21 protein-coding genes are annotated in these 20,985 nt (G+C 63.9%); 14 read left to right on the top strand and 7 right to left on the bottom strand.

Annotated features, from left to right (window positions below; translation table 11 throughout):
- Window positions 1-3: 3 nt before the first annotated feature.
- Entirely contained in the window at window positions 4-1,608 is a 1,605-nt protein-coding gene (locus AC1DVN_RS24690) for a DEAD/DEAH box helicase (RefSeq protein ID WP_030244557.1), read from the bottom strand.
- A 400-nt stretch (window positions 1,609-2,008) separates the two neighbouring features.
- Here AC1DVN_RS24690 and AC1DVN_RS24685 point away from each other — a divergent pair, with 400 nt between their 5' ends.
- Window positions 2,009-2,704 carry a ferritin-like fold-containing protein gene (locus AC1DVN_RS24685; RefSeq protein WP_477994321.1) on the top strand — a complete coding sequence of 232 codons (696 nt, stop codon included), beginning with the start codon at window positions 2,009-2,011 and terminating at the stop codon, window positions 2,702-2,704.
- A gap of 107 nt (window positions 2,705-2,811) precedes the next feature.
- Window positions 2,812-3,000 (top strand): DUF3107 family protein, encoded by a 189-nt coding sequence (locus AC1DVN_RS24680; RefSeq protein WP_477994307.1) that lies wholly within the window; start codon window positions 2,812-2,814, stop codon window positions 2,998-3,000.
- Here the strand turns inward: AC1DVN_RS24680 and AC1DVN_RS24675 are convergent.
- Window positions 2,968-3,639: an HTH-type transcriptional activator FasR gene (locus AC1DVN_RS24675; protein WP_003942309.1), complete on the bottom strand. Its 672-nt coding sequence runs from the start codon at window positions 3,637-3,639 to the stop codon at window positions 2,968-2,970. The genes AC1DVN_RS24680 and AC1DVN_RS24675 overlap by 33 nt on opposite strands.
- A gap of 329 nt (window positions 3,640-3,968) precedes the next feature.
- Between AC1DVN_RS24675 and AC1DVN_RS24670 the strand changes: the two genes are divergently transcribed.
- From AC1DVN_RS24670 to AC1DVN_RS24660, 3 genes are read left to right on the top strand one after another with little or no spacing between them, the layout of a single operon-like run.
- Entirely contained in the window at window positions 3,969-5,015 is a 1,047-nt protein-coding gene (locus tag AC1DVN_RS24670) for a DUF3152 domain-containing protein (RefSeq protein WP_153212496.1), read from the top strand.
- Between the two features lie 47 nt (window positions 5,016-5,062).
- On the top strand, window positions 5,063-6,250 hold the full coding sequence (gene moeZ / locus AC1DVN_RS24665) for an adenylyltransferase/sulfurtransferase MoeZ (protein WP_019747808.1): 1,188 nt from the start codon (window positions 5,063-5,065) through the stop codon (window positions 6,248-6,250).
- A gap of 45 nt (window positions 6,251-6,295) precedes the next feature.
- Window positions 6,296-7,150, top strand: coding sequence for a TIGR02569 family protein (locus AC1DVN_RS24660; protein ID WP_007731227.1), 855 nt, complete (start codon window positions 6,296-6,298; stop codon window positions 7,148-7,150).
- Here the strand turns inward: AC1DVN_RS24660 and AC1DVN_RS24655 are convergent.
- Window positions 7,147-7,827: a FadR/GntR family transcriptional regulator gene (locus tag AC1DVN_RS24655; protein ID WP_019747809.1), complete on the bottom strand. Its 681-nt coding sequence runs from the start codon at window positions 7,825-7,827 to the stop codon at window positions 7,147-7,149. The two genes, AC1DVN_RS24660 and AC1DVN_RS24655, sit on opposite strands and share 4 nt — an antisense overlap.
- Before the next feature lie 93 nt (window positions 7,828-7,920).
- Here AC1DVN_RS24655 and AC1DVN_RS24650 point away from each other — a divergent pair, with 93 nt between their 5' ends.
- From AC1DVN_RS24650 to AC1DVN_RS24620, 7 genes are all read left to right on the top strand, one after another.
- Complete coding sequence (locus tag AC1DVN_RS24650) at window positions 7,921-9,183, top strand: MFS transporter (RefSeq protein ID WP_019747810.1); 1,263 nt, start codon at window positions 7,921-7,923, stop codon at window positions 9,181-9,183.
- 113 nt (window positions 9,184-9,296) lie between these two features.
- Window positions 9,297-10,697, top strand: coding sequence for an MFS transporter (locus tag AC1DVN_RS24645; protein ID WP_085989607.1), 1,401 nt, complete (start codon window positions 9,297-9,299; stop codon window positions 10,695-10,697).
- A gap of 49 nt (window positions 10,698-10,746) precedes the next feature.
- Window positions 10,747-13,248, top strand: a complete 2,502-nt coding sequence (nirB, locus tag AC1DVN_RS24640; RefSeq protein WP_477994306.1) for a nitrite reductase large subunit NirB — start codon at window positions 10,747-10,749, stop codon at window positions 13,246-13,248.
- A gap of 90 nt (window positions 13,249-13,338) precedes the next feature.
- Window positions 13,339-13,752 (top strand): nitrite reductase small subunit NirD, encoded by a 414-nt coding sequence (gene nirD, locus AC1DVN_RS24635; protein WP_019747813.1) that lies wholly within the window; start codon window positions 13,339-13,341, stop codon window positions 13,750-13,752.
- Window positions 13,749-14,909: a uroporphyrinogen-III synthase gene (locus AC1DVN_RS24630; protein WP_019747814.1), complete on the top strand. Its 1,161-nt coding sequence runs from the start codon at window positions 13,749-13,751 to the stop codon at window positions 14,907-14,909. Before nirD ends, AC1DVN_RS24630 begins: the two co-directional genes overlap by 4 nt.
- Window positions 14,896-15,645 (top strand): sirohydrochlorin chelatase, encoded by a 750-nt coding sequence (locus AC1DVN_RS24625; RefSeq protein WP_046378346.1) that lies wholly within the window; start codon window positions 14,896-14,898, stop codon window positions 15,643-15,645. The genes AC1DVN_RS24630 and AC1DVN_RS24625 overlap by 14 nt, the downstream gene beginning before the upstream one ends.
- Complete coding sequence (locus AC1DVN_RS24620; protein WP_020907123.1) at window positions 15,590-16,237, top strand: maleylpyruvate isomerase family mycothiol-dependent enzyme; 648 nt, start codon at window positions 15,590-15,592, stop codon at window positions 16,235-16,237. The genes AC1DVN_RS24625 and AC1DVN_RS24620 overlap by 56 nt, the downstream gene beginning before the upstream one ends.
- A gap of 35 nt (window positions 16,238-16,272) precedes the next feature.
- On the opposite strand, the gene AC1DVN_RS24615 is transcribed toward AC1DVN_RS24620, so the two are convergent.
- Window positions 16,273-17,040 (bottom strand): 8-oxoguanine DNA glycosylase OGG fold protein, encoded by a 768-nt coding sequence (locus AC1DVN_RS24615; protein ID WP_003942311.1) that lies wholly within the window; start codon window positions 17,038-17,040, stop codon window positions 16,273-16,275.
- 89 nt (window positions 17,041-17,129) lie between these two features.
- On the opposite strand from AC1DVN_RS24615, the gene AC1DVN_RS24610 reads away from it, so the two are divergent.
- Complete coding sequence (locus AC1DVN_RS24610; protein WP_477994305.1) at window positions 17,130-17,708, top strand: hypothetical protein; 579 nt, start codon at window positions 17,130-17,132, stop codon at window positions 17,706-17,708.
- A complete protein-coding gene (locus AC1DVN_RS24605; protein ID WP_378667157.1) occupies window positions 17,705-18,058 on the top strand; it encodes a hypothetical protein in 354 nt (117 codons plus the stop codon). Before AC1DVN_RS24610 ends, AC1DVN_RS24605 begins: the two co-directional genes overlap by 4 nt.
- A 5-nt stretch (window positions 18,059-18,063) precedes the next feature.
- Here the strand turns inward: AC1DVN_RS24605 and AC1DVN_RS24600 are convergent, their stop codons facing one another.
- From AC1DVN_RS24600 to AC1DVN_RS24590, 3 genes are read right to left on the bottom strand one after another with little or no spacing between them, the layout of a single operon-like run.
- Window positions 18,064-19,815, bottom strand: a complete 1,752-nt coding sequence (locus tag AC1DVN_RS24600; RefSeq protein WP_477994304.1) for an NTP transferase domain-containing protein — start codon at window positions 19,813-19,815, stop codon at window positions 18,064-18,066.
- 49 nt (window positions 19,816-19,864) lie between these two features.
- Complete coding sequence (locus AC1DVN_RS24595; protein WP_019747820.1) at window positions 19,865-20,161, bottom strand: MGMT family protein; 297 nt, start codon at window positions 20,159-20,161, stop codon at window positions 19,865-19,867.
- A gap of 10 nt (window positions 20,162-20,171) precedes the next feature.
- Window positions 20,172-20,960: an alpha/beta hydrolase gene (locus AC1DVN_RS24590; RefSeq protein WP_031333161.1), complete on the bottom strand. Its 789-nt coding sequence runs from the start codon at window positions 20,958-20,960 to the stop codon at window positions 20,172-20,174.
- Window positions 20,961-20,985: the final 25 nt, after the last annotated feature.

Below are 20,985 nucleotides of genomic sequence, written 5' to 3'. Positions count from 1 at the left end.
AGCTTACTCTGCGGCGCCTGCCGTCGCGGAAGCCGCGGGGCGACGACGCCGACGGCGACGCGGCTTGGCCGCTCCGTCTTCGTCCGAGTTCTCGGTAGCGGTTGCCGCCGGTGCCGAAGGGGGAGCTGTGGTGGCGCCGGCGGTGGTGGACGTCGCGGCGTCGGTCGAAGCACCGGCGCGGGTACGGCGGCGAGTCCGGTTGCGACGAGGCGCGGCCTTCTCTTCGTTGCCGTCGGCGTCGGCCGTCTTCGGCGCGTCTGCTTTGTCCGTTGCTGCCTTGTCGGTTGCAGCCTTCTCAGGGGCGGCCTTGGCCCTGCGAACAGTGCCCTTGGCGTCAGCCGGAATCGACAGCTCTTCGTAGAGGTGCGGCGAGCTCGAGTACGTCTCGACCGGATCGGGGATTCCGAGGCTCAGTGCCTTGTCGATGAGCTGCCAGCGAGGAATGTCGTCCCAGTCGACCAGCGTGACGGCGATACCGGTGCGTCCGGCGCGGCCGGTGCGACCGATGCGGTGGACGTAGGTCTTCTCGTCCTCGGGGCACTGGTAGTTGATGACGTGGGTGACATCGTCGATGTCGATGCCGCGTGCGGCGACGTCGGTGGCGACCAGCACGTCGACCTTGCCGTTGCGGAAGCCCTTCAGGGCCTTCTCGCGGGCAATCTGTCCGAGGTCACCGTGGACGGCACCGACGGAGAAGCCGCGCTCGGCGAGATCGTCGGCGACTTTCTGGGCTGTGCGCTTGGTGCGGGTGAAGATCATCGTCGCGCCGCGGCCTTCGGCCTGCAGAACACGGGCGACCATCTCGGCCTTGTCGAGAGCGTGCGCACGGTAGATGTGCTGGCTCGTGCGGTCGTGCACTGCGGAGGATTCGGCTTCCTCGGCGCGGATGTGCGTCGGCTGCGTCAGGAAGGTGCGAGCCAGGGTGATGATCGGGCCGGGCATCGTGGCGGAGAAGAGCATCGTCTGACGCTTGTCGGGGACCATGCCCATGAGGCGTTCGATGTCGGGGAGGAATCCGAGGTCGAGCATTTCGTCGGCCTCGTCGAGGACGAGAACGCCCACTTTGCCCAGGATCAGGTGCGACTGGTTGGCGAGGTCGAGCAGGCGACCCGGGGTGCCGACGACAACGTCGACGCCCTTCTGCAGTGCCGAGATCTGCGCCTCGTACGGCCGACCGCCGTAGATGGGCAGAACCTGGAGACCGCGGTCGCCGACTCGGAGGTACTTGCTGGCGTTCTCCAGGTCGCGAGCGACCTGGATGCACAGCTCGCGGGTGGGAACGATGATCAGAGCGCGAGGCGTGCCGTCGAGGACAGCCGTGCCGTTCTCGGCGGTGACGATGCGATGCAGGAGCGGGACGCCGAAACCGAAGGTCTTGCCCATTCCGGTGCGGGCCTGACCGATGAGGTCGTCACCGGCGAGAGCCAACGGAAGGGTGAGTTCCTGGATGGCGAATGTGCGCTCGATGCCGATCTCGTTCAGTGCGCGGACGATTTCGTCGCGGACACCGAGTTCGGCGAAGCTCGGGGGTACATGGGTGTCGTCGAGCTGGACGGAAACGGTGTTCTCGGTTGCTTCGTCTTCGTGGTCGACAGTGATCTTGCTCAGGGGACTAGCCTTTCCTCGTGGCGGTACGCACGCACAAGGTAAGGGGCCAGGCCGTAAATCGGCCGATGTCGATGCCCTCTTTTTCTTCGGTCATGCCTACGCCTCAGCACTGAATTCCACTCGGACGAATTCGAACCGTCCGGAGATCTCGGCGAAGCGGGCAACAACCGTCGATGCAGGTGCGCGCACATTATCGGTGGGGTCCGCGTGAGCACAGTCGTGTCGGCTGACCTAAAGCAGCCGTCCCGGCTAACCATAAGAGCCGGGGGAACTGGCGAACTCCCAAGACCATTGTAGCTGCACGTTGTCCGCCCCTCGCGATGACATGTCGAAGATCACCGAATCGGACATGCGGTCCTTGGCGGTCGCGTCGGCCGTCGAAGCACTACAGTTCGTAGTCATGGGCGCACACGATCTTGATGCTTCGACGGACGCTGGAACCGGAGGCCGAGTCGCTTCCGATCACCCCGGCGTGATCGATTTGTTTTCCGTTCTCGCCTACGGCGAGATTTCGGCGTTCTACCGGTTGGCGGAGGACGCACAAATGGCACCGGACCTGCGAGGCAAGGTGGCGTTCGCCAGCATGGCCGCCGCCGAGATGGACCACTTCGAGACTCTGGAAACGGCGCTGACGGAACGTGGCCACGAGATCTTTGCCGTCATGGACCCGTTCGTTCGTGCTCTCGACAACTATCACGCGTCGACGACACCGTCGACGTGGCTGGAATCGCTCGTGAAGGCGTACGTCGGCGACGGAATCGCTGCCGATTTCTACCGCGAGATCGGGCACTCCCTCCCGGCGGATGTCGCCGAGATCGTCGAGGACGTGCTGTCCCAGACGGGCCACTCGGAGTTCGTGGTGCTCGAGGTGAAGGCAGCAGTGGAGGCCAGCACCCGCGCCAAGGACCGGCTGATGTTGTGGGGACGCCGTCTTCTGGGTGAAGCAATCACGCAGGCGCAGTTCGTGCTGGCGCAGCGTGAGGACCTCACGGAGCTGGTGATCTCGGCCTCGGGTGACCTCAACGGAGTTGTCGCGTTGTTCGACGGTATGCAGGCAAAGCACGCCGAGCGGATGGCGATTCTCGGACTCGTCTAGGTGCCTGTTCGCTCTGGGCACAGCGTGCAGAGGAGCGTGGGCGGTCGCTGCTGCATTAGCCTTGCGTCGACAACGGATGTAATTCACGAACAGTTCGGAGGTTGACCGTGGAGGTCAAGATCGGTGTAATCGACAGCCCGCGTGAGCTCATCGTCAACAGCGAACAGACCCCTGACGAGGTCGAGACACTGGTCGCGGCTGTCCTCGGTGGCCGCGAGCCGGTTCGTCGTGAGACTGCCCGCCCATTCTCGTTCGGGTTCCGGTTACTTGGTTTCGGCCTGCAGCGGCACGTGTGAGAGACCGCCCCACGCCAGTGTCACGGTGATTTCCACGGCCTCTTCCTTGGGGATCGGCCGCGCGGCTTCGAGCCAGTACCGCGCCGTGAACTGGCTGGCACCGACCAGACCGACGGCAAGAATGCGCGCGCGGTACGGATCGAGTCCGGAATCCTGACTGACCAGGTCGAACACGGCGTCGACGCAGGCTTCGGTGGCTTGTTCGACGCGTGTCTGGACCTGAGGTTCGCCCATGATGTCGGACTCGAACACGAGGCGGAAGCCCTGCGAGTCGTTGTCGACGAAGTCGAAGAACGCCTGGACTGCGGCGCGGACACGCTGTTTGTTGTCCGTCGTCGATCGCAGGGCCTGGCGTACACCCGAGATGAGGCTGTCGACGTAACTCTGCAGGACTGCGACATACAGTTCGAGCTTGCCTGGAAAGTGTTGGTACAGGACTGGCTTGCTGACACCGGCACACTCGGCGATCTCGTCCATGCCGGCCGAGTGGTACCCGTTCGCGACGAATACCTCACTTGCAGCTGCGAGGAGCTGGAGGCGGCGCGCATCGCGGGGGAGTCGGGTGCTGCGACGTGTTCCGGCAGGCTTGCCAGCCGTTGTACCGCGATCGGAGTCTGTCCGATCCGCGAGTTCTGTCATGTCGCTTCCAATCTGAGCAAAAGTAAATTCGGTCGGCGCGCGGATCCGCGAGTCGCGTGTGCGTACCCGCCAGTATCCTCCGTCACACCGGTCGTAGCCGAATGAACGATACCGTGTGTCGCCCGGGCGAGTCGCGCGTGCCTCGGTGAGCGAGACCAGCGGTCTTTCTCGTTACAGGACGGGTTGCCATGACACGCCAGGACCAGCATGTTTCGGTCAGCCCGGGCGAGTGACTTGCCGTGTGTGAGATTCTGGACGACGTGACTGACCCAGGGGGACCGCGCATGCGTGGACGAACTACGCAGAACCCTGAACGTGAGGAACGTCGAATGCGTAGCGGAACTGGAGCGCCCCGCGACGAACGTCGGCCAGAGGTGCCGGATGATCGTGCCTACGGCGAACGCGACTATCGCGGCATTTCCTCCCATCAGCCCTTGCGTGCCCAATGGGATCCGACCAAACGAGAAGTGGGCCGAACCCCGCGTAATCCGCGGCCCGACCGGGCAGCGCGAAAGCAGAGCAAGCTCGGGCGCTTCGTCTCGACCTACGGTTGGCGGGCCTACGCGATTCCGGTTCTCGTGGTGCTCACCATCCTCGTGATCGTCGATGCAGTACGTCCGGACGCCACAGACACCGCGAGCAAGACGTCGGCCACTGCCGACCTCGCACACAGCACCGACGGAACCGACGTCATCGGTGCGCCGCCGGCCGGAGACGGAACCTTTGCGTCGTCGATACCGTCCGGCGCTCTCCCCGACGGTGGCCCGTTCACCGTCGCGGGCGGCGGAACGTGGCACGTCGTACCGGGTACGACGGGCAAGGTCGGACAGGGAACCGAACGCGAGTTCACGTACACGGTCGAGATCGAGGACGGCGTCGACACGACCGGTTTCGGCGGTGACGAATCGTACGGACGCATGGTCGATCAGACGCTGGCAAATCCGAAGAGTTGGACCAATGATCCCAAGGTCGCGTTCCGGCGCGTCGACGCGGGCGAGCCGGACTTCCGGATCTCCTTGACCTCGCAGATGACTATCCGTGAAGGCTGCGGATACGAGATCGAACTCGAAGGATCCTGCTACAACCCGAGCATGGACCGAGTCCTGCTCAACGAACCGCGATGGGTGCGAGGCGCCATTTCGTTCCAGGGTGACATTGGTTCGTATCGGCAGTATCAGATCAATCACGAGGTCGGCCATGCCATCGGATACGCCGCTCATCAGCCGTGCGAGACCGAAGGCGGACTCGCACCGATCATGATGCAGCAGACCTTCGGAACCGCGAACAACGACATCGCTAGGCTTGATCCCGAGGGCGTCGTTCCGATGAACGGACTCACGTGCCGCTTCAATCCGTGGCCGTACCCCCGAGCGTGACCGGATCGAGAATCCCTGATCTCGTCTTGAACTAGGAGTGTTTCGCGGTGTCTGCAACACCCGTCGTATTGCCACCACTGGTGGAGCCGGCAGCCGAGTTGAGCCGGGAGGAAGTTGCCAGATACAGCCGGCACCTGATCATCCCGAACGTAGGCATGACCGGCCAGAAGCGGCTCAAGAATGCGCGAGTCCTGTTCATCGGCGCCGGTGGATTGGGTTCGCCTGCACTGCTCTATCTCGCGGCCGCAGGAGTGGGCACCATCGGGATCGTCGAGTTCGACGAGGTCGACATGTCGAACCTGCAGCGTCAGGTGATTCACGGACGCTCCGACGTCGGACGCCCGAAGGCGGTCAGCGCGAAGGAGTCGATTCTCGAGATCAACGAGCACGTCGACGTCCGGTTGCACGAATTCCGCCTGGACAACTCCAACGCGGTCGAACTGTTTTCGGAGTACGACCTGATCCTGGACGGTACGGACAACTTCGCGACGCGGTACCTCGTCAACGATGCCGCCGTCATCGCCGGAAAGCCGTACGTGTGGGGCTCGATCTACCGCTTCGAAGGGCAGGTCTCGGTCTTCTGGGAAGACGCCCCGGACGGCGCGGGACTGAACTATCGCGATCTTTACCCGGAGGCGCCGCCGCCCGGCATGGTCCCCTCGTGCGCCGAGGGTGGTGTTCTCGGAGTCCTGCCTGCGACCGTCGGTTCGATCATGGCGACCGAGGCGGTCAAGCTCATCACAGGGATCGGCGAACCGCTTCTCGGGCGCCTGATGATCTACGACGCTCTTGCGATGACGTTCCGGACGATCCGCCTTCAGCGTGATCCGACCCGCGTGCCGGTCACCGCCCTGATCGACTACGACGCGTTCTGCGGTGTCGTGTCCGAAGAGGCGAGCGCTGCTGCTGTCGGCTCGACGATCACGGCGCCGGAGCTGGAGGCCATGATCGGCGAGGGACGATCGATCGAGCTGGTAGACGTACGAGAACCGGTTGAATGGGACATCATGCATCTGCCGGGGGCGGTGCTGATCCCGAAGGACCGCATCCTTTCCGGTGAAGCTCTGGCGACGTTGCCGCAGAACAAGCAGATAGTCCTGTACTGCAAAACCGGCATTCGTTCGGCCGAGGCACTGGCCTTTCTCAAGAACGCCGGTTTCTCCGACGCAGTTCATGTTCAAGGCGGCGCGATCGCCTGGGCGAACCAGGTGGATGCGAGTCTGCCGGTCTACTAGGCGCGCCTCGCGGGAGGCGGCGCCGCGCACCGGTAGCGTTGGGGTGTGAGCACAGGCCAACCTCCCCAGCACGTGTGCTCCACCTTCGGCCTCCGTGAAGTCGATCCCATCCCACTCGGTGCGGATTGGGACGGCGGGTGGCTGTGTGGAGACGTCGTCCTTTCAGCAGTCGCGGATCATGCCCGCGCAGCGTGGTCGGCGAAGGTGCGAGAGAACCTCGAAGTCGACGGCGTTCGGCTGGCTCGACCGGTGCGTTCGACCGACGGTCGTTACGTCGTCTCGGGCTGGCGCGCCGACACATTCATCGTCGGATCGCCGGAACCACGTCACGACGAAGTGGTCTCGATGTCCTGCCGACTGCATGCGGCGACGGCCTCGCTCGAGCGCCCGCGCTTCCTTGCACAACCGCCGGTGCCGCCGTGGGCCGAGGTCGACGTATTCGTCGCTGCTGATCGCGCGGCATGGGAAACGGTTCCGCTGAGGATCGCGAAGGGCGTCGAGCAACTCGAGACGCCCACTCCTGACGGTCGCAAAAGTCTGGAACTGATTGCCGGGCTCGCTACTTTGCGGAAGCCGGTGCAGAGCCCGGACCAGCTCGTGCACGGCGATCTGTTCGGGACGGTGCTGTTCTCGGGCAGTATGGCCCCCGGAATCACCGACATCACGCCGTATTGGCGACCGGCTGCGTGGGCCGCTGCCGTCGCTGTGGTCGACGCGATCTCGTGGGGCGGTGCCGACGAGGCACTGGTCGGCCGGTGGGAAGACCTTCCCGAGTGGCCGCAGATGCTTCTACGTGCGGTGATGTTCCGCTTGGCAGTTCATGTTCTGCATCCCCGCTCGACGGCGGACGCGTTCCCGGGGTTGGCCCGTACTTCCGACATCGTGCGCTTGCTGCTCTAGATCGGGGCGCCGGTACCGAAGTCCGAGACCAGGCCCTCGAACAGATCGCGTGCGGCGTTCGAGGCCGCCACGGTGTTCCCGTCGACGACAGCGTTGACGAGGTTCGCGTGCTGCGAGTGGAATCCTTCGCCGGTTGCATCGATGTGCTGTTGGATCGTGGTCTCGATGACCGGGAGCAGGGAGTCGTAGAACTCCAGGTAGACCTCGTTGTGGCTGGCCGCGACGATTGCTCGGTGCAGGGCGACGTCCGCGGTGGTGGCACCGTCGATGTTCTGACCCTCCCATGACGCGGTGCGAAGCTCGAGTAGTCGCGTCAGTTCGGCGATGTCGTCTTCGGTTCGCCGTGCGGCGGCGAGGGTGGCCGCGGTGATGTCGAGTGCGCGCCGAAGTTCGAGTACATCCCGTTGGTGGGCGCCGGCAAAGTAGTTGCCGAGAGTGCCACCGAGGTCGGAGACAGCAACGACGTAGGTGCCCGATCCCTGACGACGTTCCAGCATTCCGGCGTGAACGAGCGCCTGGACCGCCTCGCGCACGGTATTGCGACCGGTCCCGGTCAGCTCCGACAGTTCCGGTTCGGTGGGGATTTTGGAACCGATCGGCCAGGTTCCGCTCCGGATCTCGTTGCGGAGTTGTTCGGTGACCTGCGAGATGAGACTTGCGCGTCGAACGGGTTGCACGTGGTTGTTTCCTCGGGTCCGGGTAAGTGGTGTGAATGTGACGTTAGATTACCGCGCTTGTGCGAGTTCGTCCGGTCATCCTATGATTTCCCGGTGACTGCTCAACTGGAGAGAACCGAAACCCGCTCGTTGATACAAGGCCGTGTGCTCGTCTTCGCTGCGATTGCGATGTCTGCGCTCGTACTTCGACTTGCGGTGACCTCGTTCTCGCCCTTGGCGGCCGAGATTCGCGACGAGATCGGCTTCTCCGCCTCGATCGTCGGTGTCTTCGGCATGGTTCCGACCGCAATGTTCGCCATCTTCGGTCTCATCACTCCCGCCATCGCGAAACGTATCGGGCTCGAGCGAACGGCCCTCGTCGCGATGCTCATGGCCGGCGTCGGAATGCTGTTGCGCGCCATGATGTCTCAGACATGGTCGTTGCTGGCCCTCTCGGCTCTGGCACTGGCAGGCATGGGAATCGGCAATGTCGTGATCCCACCGTTGGTCAAGCGGTACTTCTCGGATCGCCTCGCCACCATGAGTTCGGTCTACATCGTGGCCGTGCAGATCGGCACCATCGTTCCGGCGTTCGTCGCAGTCCCGGTTGCCGACGCCTTCGGGTGGAGGTTCTCGATCGGCTGGTGGTCCGCCTTCGGCTTCGCCGCAGCCGTGCCGTGGTTGATCACCCTCGCTCGCTCGCGCAAGGCTCGCGCGAACGAAGCCGGGTCCGTCGAGAATGCATCGGATTCGGTTGCGGCAGTGGCAGAACAGCCACGCGGTCAGGTCTGGCGTTCTCCCGTGGCCTGGGGGATGGCCGGCATGTTCGGCATGACCTCACTGATCACGTATTCGATGTTCACGTGGATTCCCTCGATCCTTCGTGACGCCGGAGCCAGTGATGCGTTCGGCGGAACGATGGTCGGAATGTTCTCGGTGATCGGGCTCGTCGCGGCGTTCGGTGCGCCGACCCTGTGCGCCCGCATGGCCAATCCCTTCCCTGTCGTGATTGCGTGTGCCGTCTGCTACCTGGTCGGCATGGGCGGGCTGTACTTTGCCCCGATGGCGGCGCCGGTCGTGTGGGTTGTCGTCCTGGGCCTCGGTCCGAGCACGTTCCCGATGTCGCTCACGCTGATCAACCTGCGTACTCGTTCGCACATCGGTTCCTCGGCACTGTCCGGCTTCACCCAGGGCATCGGCTACTCCGTTGCCTGCCTCGGTCCGCTCCTGTTCGGCGTTTTCCACGACGTGTCCGGTGGATACGCTGCGCCGTTCGGCCTGCTCGTCGTCGCGGTGATCGTGGTGCTCCTGGGCGCCTATCAGGCATGCAAGCCTCGGATGCTCGAGGATTCCTGGCACGCACCTGCGAAAAACTAGCTCACACCCGGTCTTGTTACCGGGTGAGGATCAATTGACTTCGCGGTCATCGCACGCAGCACCGGCGCAATAACCGTTTTCTACCTTTGGGTCTCCAACATATTCAGGAGGCCCTGGTGAGTCATTACATCGAGCATTGGGATGCAGAGGACGTCGACGCCTGGGAATCCGGCGGCAAGGACATCGCGAAGCGGAACCTGATCTGGTCAGTGGTAGCCGAACACGTCGGCTTCTCGATCTGGTCGATCTGGTCCGTGATGGTGTTGTTCATGCCGACGGATATCTACGGCATCGACGCGGCCGGAAAGTTCTTCCTCGTCGCAGTGCCCACACTTGTCGGGTCGGTCCTCCGCATTCCATACACGGTTGCCACCGCACGGTTCGGTGGTCGCAACTGGACCGTCATGAGTGCGCTGTTCCTCTTCGTACCAACACTTCTCACGCTCTACCTGATGATGAACCCGGGTGCGTCGTACACCACGTTCATGTTGGTAGCGGCCACTGCAGGTATCGGCGGCGGCAACTTCGCGTCGTCGATGACCAACATCAATGCCTTCTACCCGCAACGCCTCAAGGGGTGGGCGCTCGGTCTCAATGCCGGCGGCGGCAACATCGGTGTGCCGATGATCCAGCTGATCGGTCTGCTGGTGATCGCCACCGTCGGTAACCGTGCTCCGTGGATCGTGTGTGCTGTCTATCTCGTGTTCATTGCGGCCGCTGCCGTCGGTGCCGCGCTGTTCATGGACAACCTGGGCAACCAGAAGTCGGACCTGCGCTCGATGGCCAAGGCACTCAAGTTCTCCGAGTCGTGGGTGATCAGCTTCCTGTACATCGGTACGTTCGGTTCCTTCATCGGATTCAGCTTCGCCTTCGGTCAGGTTCTGCAGATCAACTTCCTCGCCGGCGGTGCCACTCCGGCCGCGGCCGCGCTGCATGCAGCACAGATCGCCTTCATCGGTCCGCTCCTCGGTTCGATCGCCCGGCCCCTCGGCGGCAAACTGGCCGACCGGATCGGCGGCGGCAAGATCACCATGTGGACGTTTGTCGCCATGGCATTCGCTGCATCGATCCTCGTGACGGCCGGAACGATGGACGACAACACCGCGGGCGTCGCCAGCGCCGGAATCATGGTGACATTCGTTCTCGGATTCATCGCCCTGTTCCTGCTCTCCGGCATCGGAAACGGATCCGTTTACAAGATGATCCCGGCGATCTTCGAGGCGAAGGCTCAGAGCTTCGACCACATGGATCGAAGCGAGAAGGCAACGTGGTCGCGCAGTATCTCCGGTGCTCTCATCGGATTTGCCGGTGCGGTAGGCGGTTTGGGCGGCGTCGGCATCAACCTGGTGCTGCGCGCGTCGTACAGCAGCCCCGCGAAGTCGGCGACCATGGCCTTCTGGGTGTTCCTGGCCTTCTACATCGCCTGCATCGCAGTCACCTGGTTCGTCTTCCTGCGCAAGCCGTCGACGCTGACCACAGACGTCGACGAGGCGAAAGTCGCAGTCACGGCGTGAGCGGTCCGCGGAATCTCAGAACTATCTCGTACCTCAGGAAGTAGGCGTCATGAGCAAGTCGGTTGTTGTCATCGGACACGGAATGGTCGGACACCGATTCGTCGAGGCACTGCGTTCGCGCGACGAAGCGAACAACTGGTCGGTGACCGTACTCTGCGACGAGCAGTACGCAGCGTACGACCGAGTCGGGCTGTCCTCGTACGTCGGAGCGTGGGACCCCAAGGAATTGGCACTGGCCGGTAACGATTACGTCGGTGACAGCCTGGTCGACCTCCGAGTGGGGGAAGGCGCGCTCTCGATCGACAAAGATGCACGCACGGTCACGACGACAACCGGCGAGACGATCTCCTACGACGCTCTGGTGATGGCGACCGGTTCGTATCCGTTCGTGCCTCCCGTACCGGGGCACGACGGCGACGGATGTTTTGTCTACCGCACCCTCGACGACCTCGACGGTATCCGGGCCGCCGCCGAGAAGGCGGGTCCTGGCGCTGTCGGCGTCGTGGTGGGCGGCGGTCTTCTCGGACTCGAGGCCGCAAATGCTCTCTCGCTCATGGGAATGACGGCACACGTCGTCGAACACAATGCGCGATTGATGCCGATGCAGGTCGACGAGGGCGGCGGCGCACTGCTCGCTCGCCTCGTCACCGAACTCGGTCTCACCGTTCACACCGGAGTCGGGACGGCGGGAATCTCGCAGGCCGACAACGGAATTGTGGTCGAACTCTCCGACGGCTCCACCATCGACGCTGCGCTGCTCGTCTTCTCCGCCGGAGTTCGTCCGCGTGATCAGCTGGCCCGCGACGCCGGCATCGCAGTGGGGGAGCGCGGCGGCATTCTGACCGACCTCGGCTGTGTGACTTCGGACGAGAACATCTATGCCGTCGGCGAATGTGCTGCGGTGGAAGGCCGTTGCTACGGTCTGGTTGCTCCCGGTTACACGACGGCCGAGATCGTGGCCGATCGTCTGCTCGGCGGGGCCGCGGATTTCCCGGGCGCCGACATGTCCACCAAGCTCAAGCTCATGGGCGTCGACGTCGCCAGTTTCGGTGACGCGATGGCGACCTCACCGGGCGCTCTCGAAGTTGTCCTCAGCGACGCGTCCAAGGGGACGTACGCGAAGCTCGTGGTCTCAGATGACGCGAAGATCCTGCTCGGCGGCATTCTTGTCGGTGACGCATCGGCCTACGCGTCGCTGCGCCCGCTGGTCGGTCGCGAACTACCCGGTGACCCGGCGACATTGATCTCGCCTGCGGGGGAGAAGCCGGGTGCAGGCTCGCTGCCCGACGACGCCGAGGTGTGCTCGTGCAACGCGGTGACCAAGGGAGCCATCTGCGGTGCAATCGCGGCCGGCGCATGCGACATTGCTTCGGTGAAGGCGTGCACCAGCGCCGGAACCACCTGCGGCGGTTGCCTTCCCACTGTGAAGCAGCTGCTGGCCGATTCCGGCGTCGTGATGTCGAAGGCACTGTGCGAGCACTTCGCTCAATCGCGGGCCGAGTTGTTCCAGATCGTCCAGTCGACGCAGACCAGAACCTTCTCGGCGCTGATCGCCAAGTACGGCAAGGGCGCCGGTTGCGACATCTGCAAGCCCGTAGTCGCTTCGATTCTGGCATCGACGGACTCTGATCACATCCTGCACCGCCAGCAGGCGTCGTTGCAGGACACCAACGATCACTTCCTCGCGAACATCCAGAAGAACGGTACGTACTCCGTGGTACCTCGTATGCCTGGCGGCGAGGTCACGGGTGAGCAGCTCATCGTCATCGGTGAGGTGGCGCGTGACTTCGGCTTGTACACGAAGGTGACCGGCGGTCAGCGCATCGACTTGTTCGGGGCTCGTGTCGAACAGTTGCCCGCGATCTGGAAGCGTCTCGTCGACGCCGGGATGGAATCGGGTCAGGCGTACGGCAAGTCCCTGCGGACGGTCAAGAGCTGCGTCGGTTCGAGCTGGTGCCGCTACGGCGTTCAGGACTCGGTGGGAATGGCCGTCGACCTCGAGAACCGCTACCGCGGCCTGCGTTCGCCGCACAAGATCAAGTTCGGCGTCTCGGGATGTGCTCGTGAATGCGCCGAAGCGCGTGGCAAGGACGTCGGCGTCATCGCGACGGAGAACGGTTGGAATCTGTATGTGGGCGGCAACGGCGGACAGTCGCCCAAACACGCTCAACTGCTTGCCGGAGGCCTCGACGACGCAACCTTGGTCAAGTACATCGACCGCTACCTCATGTTCTACATCCGCACCGCCGATCGCCTCCAGCGCACGGCGCCGTGGGTCGAATCACTCGAAGGCGGACTCGATCACCTCAAGGCCGTTATTTGTGAAGACAGCCTGGGAATCGGCGAAGAACTCGAGGCTCTGATGGCCAAGCACGTCGAGGGCTACCAGGACGAATGGGCTGGTGTGCTGGGTGATCCGGAGAAGCTGTCGAGGTTCGTCTCATTTGTGAATGCACCGGAAGAAGCCGACCCGACGGTTGTGTTCGACGAGACCGGAGTGCGCAAGGTTCCAGTCCTGATGGGTATGCCGAGCATCCCTACGCGCCGGTAATAGTCGCGTAACCCGTGGGAAACACGGGGTCCGTAGAAACGTAGACAAGAACCCGCGCGACGTTGTCGCCGGATCGACAGGAGGACTTCGATGAGTGTCATCGATGCGCAGATCGCCAAGCTGGATTCGGATCGACTCGAATGGACGTCGGCCTGCCCGCTGAGCCATCTGATCCCTGGACGCGGGGTCGCCGTGCTTCTTCGCGGCGGCGAGCAGGTGGCGCTGTTCCTGCTAGAGGACGGCACACTGCGGGCTGTCAGCAACTTCGATCCGTACGGCCGCGCCGCGGTGATGTCACGCGGACTCGTCGGCGACCGGGACGGTGAACCGATCGTGGTCTCGCCGCTGCTCAAGCAGGCGTTCTCGCTGGTCGACGGCCGAGCGCTGGACGACTCCGCGGTCGCGCTGCCGGTATACGGAGTTCGCGTGTGGGCCGGCGTCGTTCAGGTACACAGCCTTCAGATGCAGGGCGTTCGCTCGACTGTCGCCGATGCAGTCTCGTGAGTGACGACATGCCGTTGGCTGGATTCACGGTAGGTATCACCGCTTCGCGCCGCGCCGAGGAATTCGCGACGTTGCTGACTCGTCGGGGAGCGGACGTCGTTCACGCTCCGGCGATTCGGATCATCCCTCTCGCCGACGACCGCGAGCTCGAAAGGGTGACACAGCAGATCATCTCGGATCCTCCCGAGGTGGTTGTCGCCACCACCGGGATCGGATTCCGGGGTTGGCTGGAAGCAGCCGACGGGTGGGGTGAGGCGGAAAATCTCGGATCCGCGTTGGGCTCGGCTCGTCTGCTCGCGCGCGGACCCAAGGCGAAAGGGGCAATCCGCGCGGCCGACCTTCGTGAAGAATGGTCTCCGGCATCCGAGTCTTCCGCCGAAGTGCTCGAACATCTTCTTGCAGAAGGTGTCTCGGGAAAACGAATCGCCGTTCAACTGCACGGCGCCACTACCGAATGGGAGCCGATTCCCGATTTCTGTCAGGTGCTGCGCGACGCGGGCGCCGAGGTCATCGCGGTCCCTGTCTATCGATGGGAACCGCCGGAGGATCCGACGCTGCTCGACCGGATGATCGACGCCATCGCTTCAGCTGGAATCGACGCCGTCAGCTTCACCAGTGCACCGGCCGTTGCGTCGATGTTGATGCGCGCCGACAAGACCGGGGATCTCGGCGACATTCTCGACGCGATGCGGGGTCCGGTGGCGGCAATGTGCGTCGGCCCGGTCACCTCGGCGCCGCTCGAAGCCTTGAATGTACCGACCACAGCCCCGGCGCGGGCACGTCTCGGGGCGCTCGCGCGACACATCGTCGACGAACTCCCGCAGCGAGCCAACAAGATTCAAGCCGGCGAACACGAAATCAGCATCCGCGGCGGTTGCGTCGTCGTGGACGGTGAAGTGAAGCAATTGCCGCCGGCTGCGATGTCGTTGATCCGCACTCTCGGTGCCAGCCCCGGCCGAGTCGTCTCCCGCGACGAACTTCTGGCTTCTCTTCCCGGAGGCGGCGGCGACACCCATGCCGTCGAGACCGCCGTCGCCCGATTGCGCGCGTGCCTCGGTGCGCCCAAAGCCGTTCAGACCGTGGTCAAGCGGGGCTATCGACTTGCCCTCGACCCCGGCGACTACGTACAGAATCCAGGTGACTATGCAACGCGATGACGATGTACTCGTACTGGTAGCTCACGGCACGCGTAGCCCACGTGGCGTGGAAATGGTTGCCGCCCTTGCCGAAGCCGTCGGCACGCGCGTCGGACGCACGCGCGTTGCCTTCGTCGATGTGCTCGGTCCGTCACCTTCTGAAGTCCTCCGGGACACTCCGGGGCGAGCGATTCTCGTACCGGCCTTCCTGGCGTCCGGCTACCACGTTCACACCGATGTTCGACGCGAAGTGGCGATCAGTGAGCACTCGGCTGTGACTGTGACGCCCGCACTCGGACCCGATCCGGCGCTTGCGCGCGTGCTGCTCCGACGCTTGACCGAAGCGGGGTGGAGTCCAGGCGACGCGATAGTGCTTGCTGCCGCCGGGTCCTCCGATGCGCGGGCGCTGCGAGACGTCGAGCGTGCCGCGCTGATGCTCGCCGAAGCGGCGGGGATCCGGGTGGACATCGGATACATCGCGACCGGGCAACCGAAGGTAGCCGATGTTGTTGCAGCAGCACGCGTTCGCGGCGCGAAGCGAGTGTTCGTTGCCTCGTACCTCCTCGCACACGGACTGTTTCACGAAAGATTGCACGCTGCAGGAGCCGATGGTGTGACCGAACCACTCGGCGTCGATCCGGGAGTGGTGGACCTTGTCGTGAATCGGTATGAGAGTGCGCGAAGGGAACTAGTATCGCTGCATGACGTCTCACTCCGTAACGCCGACGTATGCCGACCTGGTCGCCGCAGTTCGTGAATCCGACGTCAAGGCACAGGCTCTCATCGGCGGACTGACCGAAGAGCAGGCGCGGGAGCCCTCCGGGCTCCCCGGGTGGAGTCGGGGACACGTCGTGACGCACATGTCGCGCAACGCCGACGCGCTGGGCAGATTTGTTGCCGGAGTGCAGGGCGGCGAATCGGGGGAGATGTATCCCGGGGGACCGGACGCGCGCAATGCTGCAATCGAGGAAGGTGCAGATCGCCCGGCTGAGTTGTTGGCTCTCGACTACCGCTTCTCGGGAACGAGACTGGTCGACGCGTTGTGCGAGATCCAGGCAGATCGACTGGACACGCCGGTGCCGTGGCGCAAACCTGTGACGGCATTCGATCTACCGATCCTGCGCTGGAACGAGATCGAGATTCACCTGATGGACCTCGACATCGGCTACACCTGCCACGACTGGCCTGCCGAGTTCGTGGAATTCACTCTCGCCCGTCAGTTGGGCGCACTGGAGACAGCGGTCCCGGGTGTACGTGTTCCTTCGCTGTCGGATGCGGAGACCTTGGCCTGGTTGGTCGGGAGGCCGACGAGGGTGGGGCTGCCGACCCTCCCGGCCTGGCCTTTCTGAGACACGGCCTTTCTGAGACACGGCCTTTCTGAGAGTTAGAACAGGGTGGGGGCGCTGACGTCGTTGCGTGCTTGGGCCAACCGCGCACTCCACCGTTTCACCAACCACATCTCGACGATCTCGGGTTGGGTGCCGGCGGCATAGGCCCAACTGTCGAGCAGTTCGCAGTACCGGCGGTAGCGACGCGTCGTGAAGCCCGTGACGGAAGGATCCTCGAGCCAGCCCTCGTGGATGAGTGTCGAGACGCCGTACTGATCGATCATCTGAGCGCGTCGGCCTTCGTCCTGTACGCCCACCGCCCACATGAAAGCGGCCATGAGTGATACCCCCACGCCGGGGGTGAGTGGCCACCCGGACCAGGTGTCGCGTCGCACGACCGGCATTGACTTGTTTTTCGAACAGTGATCGAGAATGGCTGTGATCTGGGTCAGCGGATCCTCGTCTTCGCGGTGATGCGGATTGAAGACGTTGGGGAACCGCCGCGTGAACCGTCTGCTTTCGTGCGAGCCTTGCCAGGCCGCGCAGAGAAAGAGCAGTCCGAGGCCGTCGTGCTGGGCGACAACGAGGTCGCTCGACGGGCGAAGGTCGTTGCGTTGAACGATGGCTCGGCCTTCGGTGATCACTTTGCCGTCGAGGTCACGCCCGCGCAGGCTGATGGTGTGGCCGGCGTCCTTCAGGTGCGCGTTCCACCAATCCAGGTCGACGGTCGCTTCGTCGTCGAGGACGTGCAGTGGAAAGGTGCGGGAGCGGCACCACTCGACCAATGCGTCCGGCGGTTCGAATCCTTCGTCGACACGATTCATGGCGCGATGATCCCACGAGTCGCCGACAGGAATTCGTCCGACGCGCAGGTCACCGAGATGGAACCGGACACTCGCGGTACGCTCCGCTCATGAAATTGGCGTCCTCGCAGGTGCGGCCGGCGCTGTGGACGGTAGCCATCGCCTTGACGGCCACGGGTCTGAGCGGATGCATCGGTGCCGTCGATCGGATGGATTTCGACAACCAGATGCGCGAACGTGGCGGTGGGATGACGTCGGAGTTGGTGCGAGGCGGGTTCGACAGCCTCGCACATAGATACGGCGTCGACGCGATATCGGTGACCAGCATCGACATCAGCCCGATCGAGACGCTCGGCGTCACCGTTCGTGACCCCGGGAAGCCGTCACAGCTCGACAGATTCTCTTTCGACGGCGTCATTCTCGGCGAGCCCATCCCCGTGCAAGTCAGTGTCACCGACGATCTCGATGCGCGATCGTTCACGCTGGATCAAGTGCCGGCATTGGCGAATGTCGAGAAGTTGGTCGACGACGCGCTGGCGAGCAGCGGAGTCGACGACGGCGAAGTCTCCGGGATCTCGGTCAGTCGCACCGAGTCGATACACGCCTCCGTGATGGTGGAATCCCCACGCTCGCGAGTACTTGTGGTCTTCGAGTCTGACGGAACTCCCTTTCTGGTGCAGCCGCTGTGAGGCGCCGAATCGCTCCGTTACTGATCTCGGTAGCGGTGATCGTGGTCGTGGGAATCTTTGCCGCACTGCTGTCTTCGGTGATCTGGCCCGGCCAGGTCGCGCACTTGGCGCCGATCTTCTGTGAAGAACCGACATCGAGCGCGATGGTCGTCTCGGATTCCTTTACCGACGGCGACGGTACGTCCACCAATTTCACGCTGTACTGCGTCGGACCGCGCGGTCAGACCGTTGATGCCGGCTGGCTGCTGCCGTTCTTGGTGCTGTGGGGCGTGTATTCGCTGGTGCTCGCGATCGTGGTCGGCGTGATCGTGCTGGCGGACGTCGGCCGGCGCAGGCGCCGAAACCGCTGACCCGATCAGCGTGGGAGGACGACCAATTCGGCGACGGCGCCGTCGTCGGAGTGTGCCGGTACGAGTGCAAACGCCGAGCGTTCGATCAACCCCGCAAGGTGCGCGGTACGTACAGACGGATCGGCGCGCCAGCGACCGTCTTCGGATTGTGTCACCGGCAACAGGCGTACCGCATCGGAACTCACCGCAGCGGCGTTCTCGATGATGCCGAGTAGTGGCGGCGGCGTGTCGCTTCCGGTCAAGGCGGCCACGACGGTGGGCAGCATCGTCAACAGGGTGGTCACGGCGGCATACGGATTGCCGGGGAGGCCGAGAACCACCAGACCACCGGGCAGGACGGCCGTTATCTGAGATCCGCCGGGGCGCGAGGCGACTCGCCCGACGATCGTGCGAGCGCCGAGTCGATCGAGCGCACTGCGCATTTCGTCGGCAGCGCCGCCTCCCGTCGCACCGATGACGACGAGTAGATCGGCTTCCTGGTCGACTCCGTCTGCGAGCACCCGCTCGAAACTGTCCGCAGTGTCTCGCAGGTGCGAATTCGCCACGCACTGTACGCCGTTGCTTTCCAGTAGGTAGGGGAGAATCCCGCCGACGGAGTCGCGAGTCTGACCTTCACGCAGTGGACCGGTCCGCCGGATCTCGTCGCCGGTGACTATCAGGCGTGCCCGTACCGGACCACGGACGAGGGCGTCGAACACTTCACCGCTGGCAGCTGCGGAGATCACCGCCGGAGTCACCGCGGTACCTGTCGGGGCGATCGTGAATCCGGTGGTCCAATCTTCCCCTCGTGGTCGAGCGTCGTTGCGGTGCGGCGAATCCGGCAGTCTCCGTACCATCCGAGATGGCTCGTCGACGGACAGATACTCGTCACGAATTACCGAGGTGGCGCCGAGGGGCAGGTGTGCTCCCGTGGCAATGCGAATCGCTTCACCTTCGCCGAGTTCGAGTTGTCCGTCGGCGCCCGCGATGCGGATCTCGGTGCGGATTCGCCAGGGGCCCTCGCCGGAGACCGCGTACCCGTCCATCGCCGAAACGTCTGACCTGGGAAGATCACCCAGGGCGACCAGAGGCTGCGCGAGCGTTGCTCCGAGGCTGTCGGCGAGATCGGCACGGTGCGGCGGCAATGCTGTCAGCGAGTTCCTGACGGCGGCGCGGGCTTGATCGACCGTCAGCCGCGGATGGCTTCGCGCGCGATCGATGTCTTCCGGTGTGTCGCAGTCGGTCGTACCAGCGACACTCAGTGTCGAGAACGGCTCGGTGACAATCGCTTTCATAGGTTGGTTCTCCAGCCCCGAACTCTCCCGCAATGTGGACAGGCGTTGCCGGAGTTCGCGAAATGTCCATGCGGAGAACAGGAATTGGGTTCGGTTGTTCTCGTCCACGGCACACGTCACCGGATTGTCCGTCGACGTGGCAGCGATCAAGGCGTCGACTGATTCGGCCTCGATGTGCGGCAGGTCGGACGCCAGCACCACCACCACGGCGTTATCGGGTAACCGGGTCGCAGACAACCCGGCCCAGATCGCCTCGACAGGGCCGGCTCCGGCCGGAGATTCCTGAGTTTGGGTGATTCCAGGATCAAGTTCAGGTCGATGCGGGCCGACCACGACGACGGCGTCGAGATGCGACGTTGCTGAAAGCGCGATGTCGAGGAGTCTGCGACCGTGTACGAGAAGGCCAGGTTTGTCGACACCACCCATTCTGGTCCCGCGACCACCCGCCAAAATGACGGCGGCAGTCGGCGGCGTGGTGGTCATGCCTCCATGCTGCCCCATCGCCGGGGTGAGGACGACCGGTGACACGGGATCAGAAGTGAAACCGTGCCTTCTTCAGGTCGATCCGACCCTCCTTGATCGGTACCCCTTCGAGTTCGAGCTTGGCGATCTGACGATGAGCCAGGTGCGCCGACGGTTTGCCGGAGGCGCCGAGAACCCGATGCCACGGCAGGTCGGCAGAGTCCGTCCGCATGATCCAACCGACCGTGCGAGCACTGGAAAGTCCTGCAGCATCAGCGATATCGCCGTACGTCGCCACGAAACCGGCCGGAATCGACGCGATGAGTCGCCGTACCTCTTCGATCTGCTCTTCGGTGGTGGCTGCCATGTCGGTTCCTTCAGAGCATGCTGCGAACGAGGGCGGCAACTTCGTCGGCCCGCACGTGGGGGACCATGTGGTCACAGTCGAATTCGACGCTGGTCAGATTTTCACCGAGGTGCTCGGTGAGCGCTGCCCGGAACTCGTCGGTGACGTACGGAGGCTGGACTTTCATTGCTTGAACCAGCACGGTCGGCATCGAAGGCGGTGGCAGCACGATCGGGCGAGCGAGTTCGCCCCACCCGGTCACGATCGCGGGCGTGGACAGGCGCCAGTTGACGCGCCCGTTGCCCAGTTGAATCAGGTGCTCGGCCATCTCGACGTCGAGGTCCTGGGTGGGAACCTCACCCCACGAGCCGTGAATCTTCTCGGAGTACGCCTCGGCCGCATCGGTGTAATCCGGTGAGCCGATTGTGAGTTCGGCCACTTCCTGCATGAAAGTCGGATCCAAGCCGATCGCTGGATCGAGCAGAACAAGCCCACGAACGCGTTCCGGCGCGGTGGCCGCGAGGTGAAGCGCCAGCATTCCGCCGAACGAATGCGCGACGATCACCACCGGTCCGTTTGCATGTTCGTCCAGTGTCTCGAGCAGGCTCTCCACGTGGGATTCGATGTTCCACGGGGGAGCCCAGGTCGAGCGTCCGTGACCACGCAGATCGGGCGAGATCCAGCGCGCTTGGGGCAGTTGGTTCTCGGCCATCGACTGCCAACGGCGGCCGTGACCGGTCAGACCGTGCAGCGAAAGGATCTCCGGCGCCCCGACGGGTCCGTAGAGATACGTATGGAGTGCAGACACGAGGTCAATCATGCCGGAAGCAGGCGATGTGTGAGTT

It is taken from the genome of Rhodococcus sp. P4_E4 (assembly GCF_056401575.1).
The sequence above is the reverse complement of the archived record's forward strand: the minus strand, read 5'-3'. Positions and strand labels throughout refer to the sequence as shown.

What these genes read in the sequence shown, in the direction of transcription:
- AC1DVN_RS24685 (WP_477994321.1), top strand. Translation starts at nt 2,009, where the DNA reads ATGGGCGCACACGATCTTGATGCTTCGACGGACGCTGGAACCGGAGGC.
- AC1DVN_RS24675 (WP_003942309.1), bottom strand. Translation starts at nt 3,639, where the DNA reads ATGACAGAACTCGCGGATCGGACAGACTCCGATCGCGGTACAACGGCT.
- AC1DVN_RS24670 (WP_153212496.1), top strand. Translation starts at nt 3,969, where the DNA reads ATGCGTAGCGGAACTGGAGCGCCCCGCGACGAACGTCGGCCAGAGGTG.
- nirB (WP_477994306.1), top strand. Translation starts at nt 10,747, where the DNA reads ATGAGCAAGTCGGTTGTTGTCATCGGACACGGAATGGTCGGACACCGA.
- nirD (WP_019747813.1), top strand. Translation starts at nt 13,339, where the DNA reads ATGAGTGTCATCGATGCGCAGATCGCCAAGCTGGATTCGGATCGACTC.
- AC1DVN_RS24625 (WP_046378346.1), top strand. Translation starts at nt 14,896, where the DNA reads ATGCAACGCGATGACGATGTACTCGTACTGGTAGCTCACGGCACGCGT.
- AC1DVN_RS24620 (WP_020907123.1), top strand. Translation starts at nt 15,590, where the DNA reads ATGACGTCTCACTCCGTAACGCCGACGTATGCCGACCTGGTCGCCGCA.
- AC1DVN_RS24615 (WP_003942311.1), bottom strand. Translation starts at nt 17,040, where the DNA reads ATGAATCGTGTCGACGAAGGATTCGAACCGCCGGACGCATTGGTCGAG.
- AC1DVN_RS24610 (WP_477994305.1), top strand. Translation starts at nt 17,130, where the DNA reads ATGAAATTGGCGTCCTCGCAGGTGCGGCCGGCGCTGTGGACGGTAGCC.
- AC1DVN_RS24600 (WP_477994304.1), bottom strand. Translation starts at nt 19,815, where the DNA reads ATGACCACCACGCCGCCGACTGCCGCCGTCATTTTGGCGGGTGGTCGC.
- AC1DVN_RS24595 (WP_019747820.1), bottom strand. Translation starts at nt 20,161, where the DNA reads ATGGCAGCCACCACCGAAGAGCAGATCGAAGAGGTACGGCGACTCATC.
- AC1DVN_RS24590 (WP_031333161.1), bottom strand. Translation starts at nt 20,960, where the DNA reads ATGATTGACCTCGTGTCTGCACTCCATACGTATCTCTACGGACCCGTC.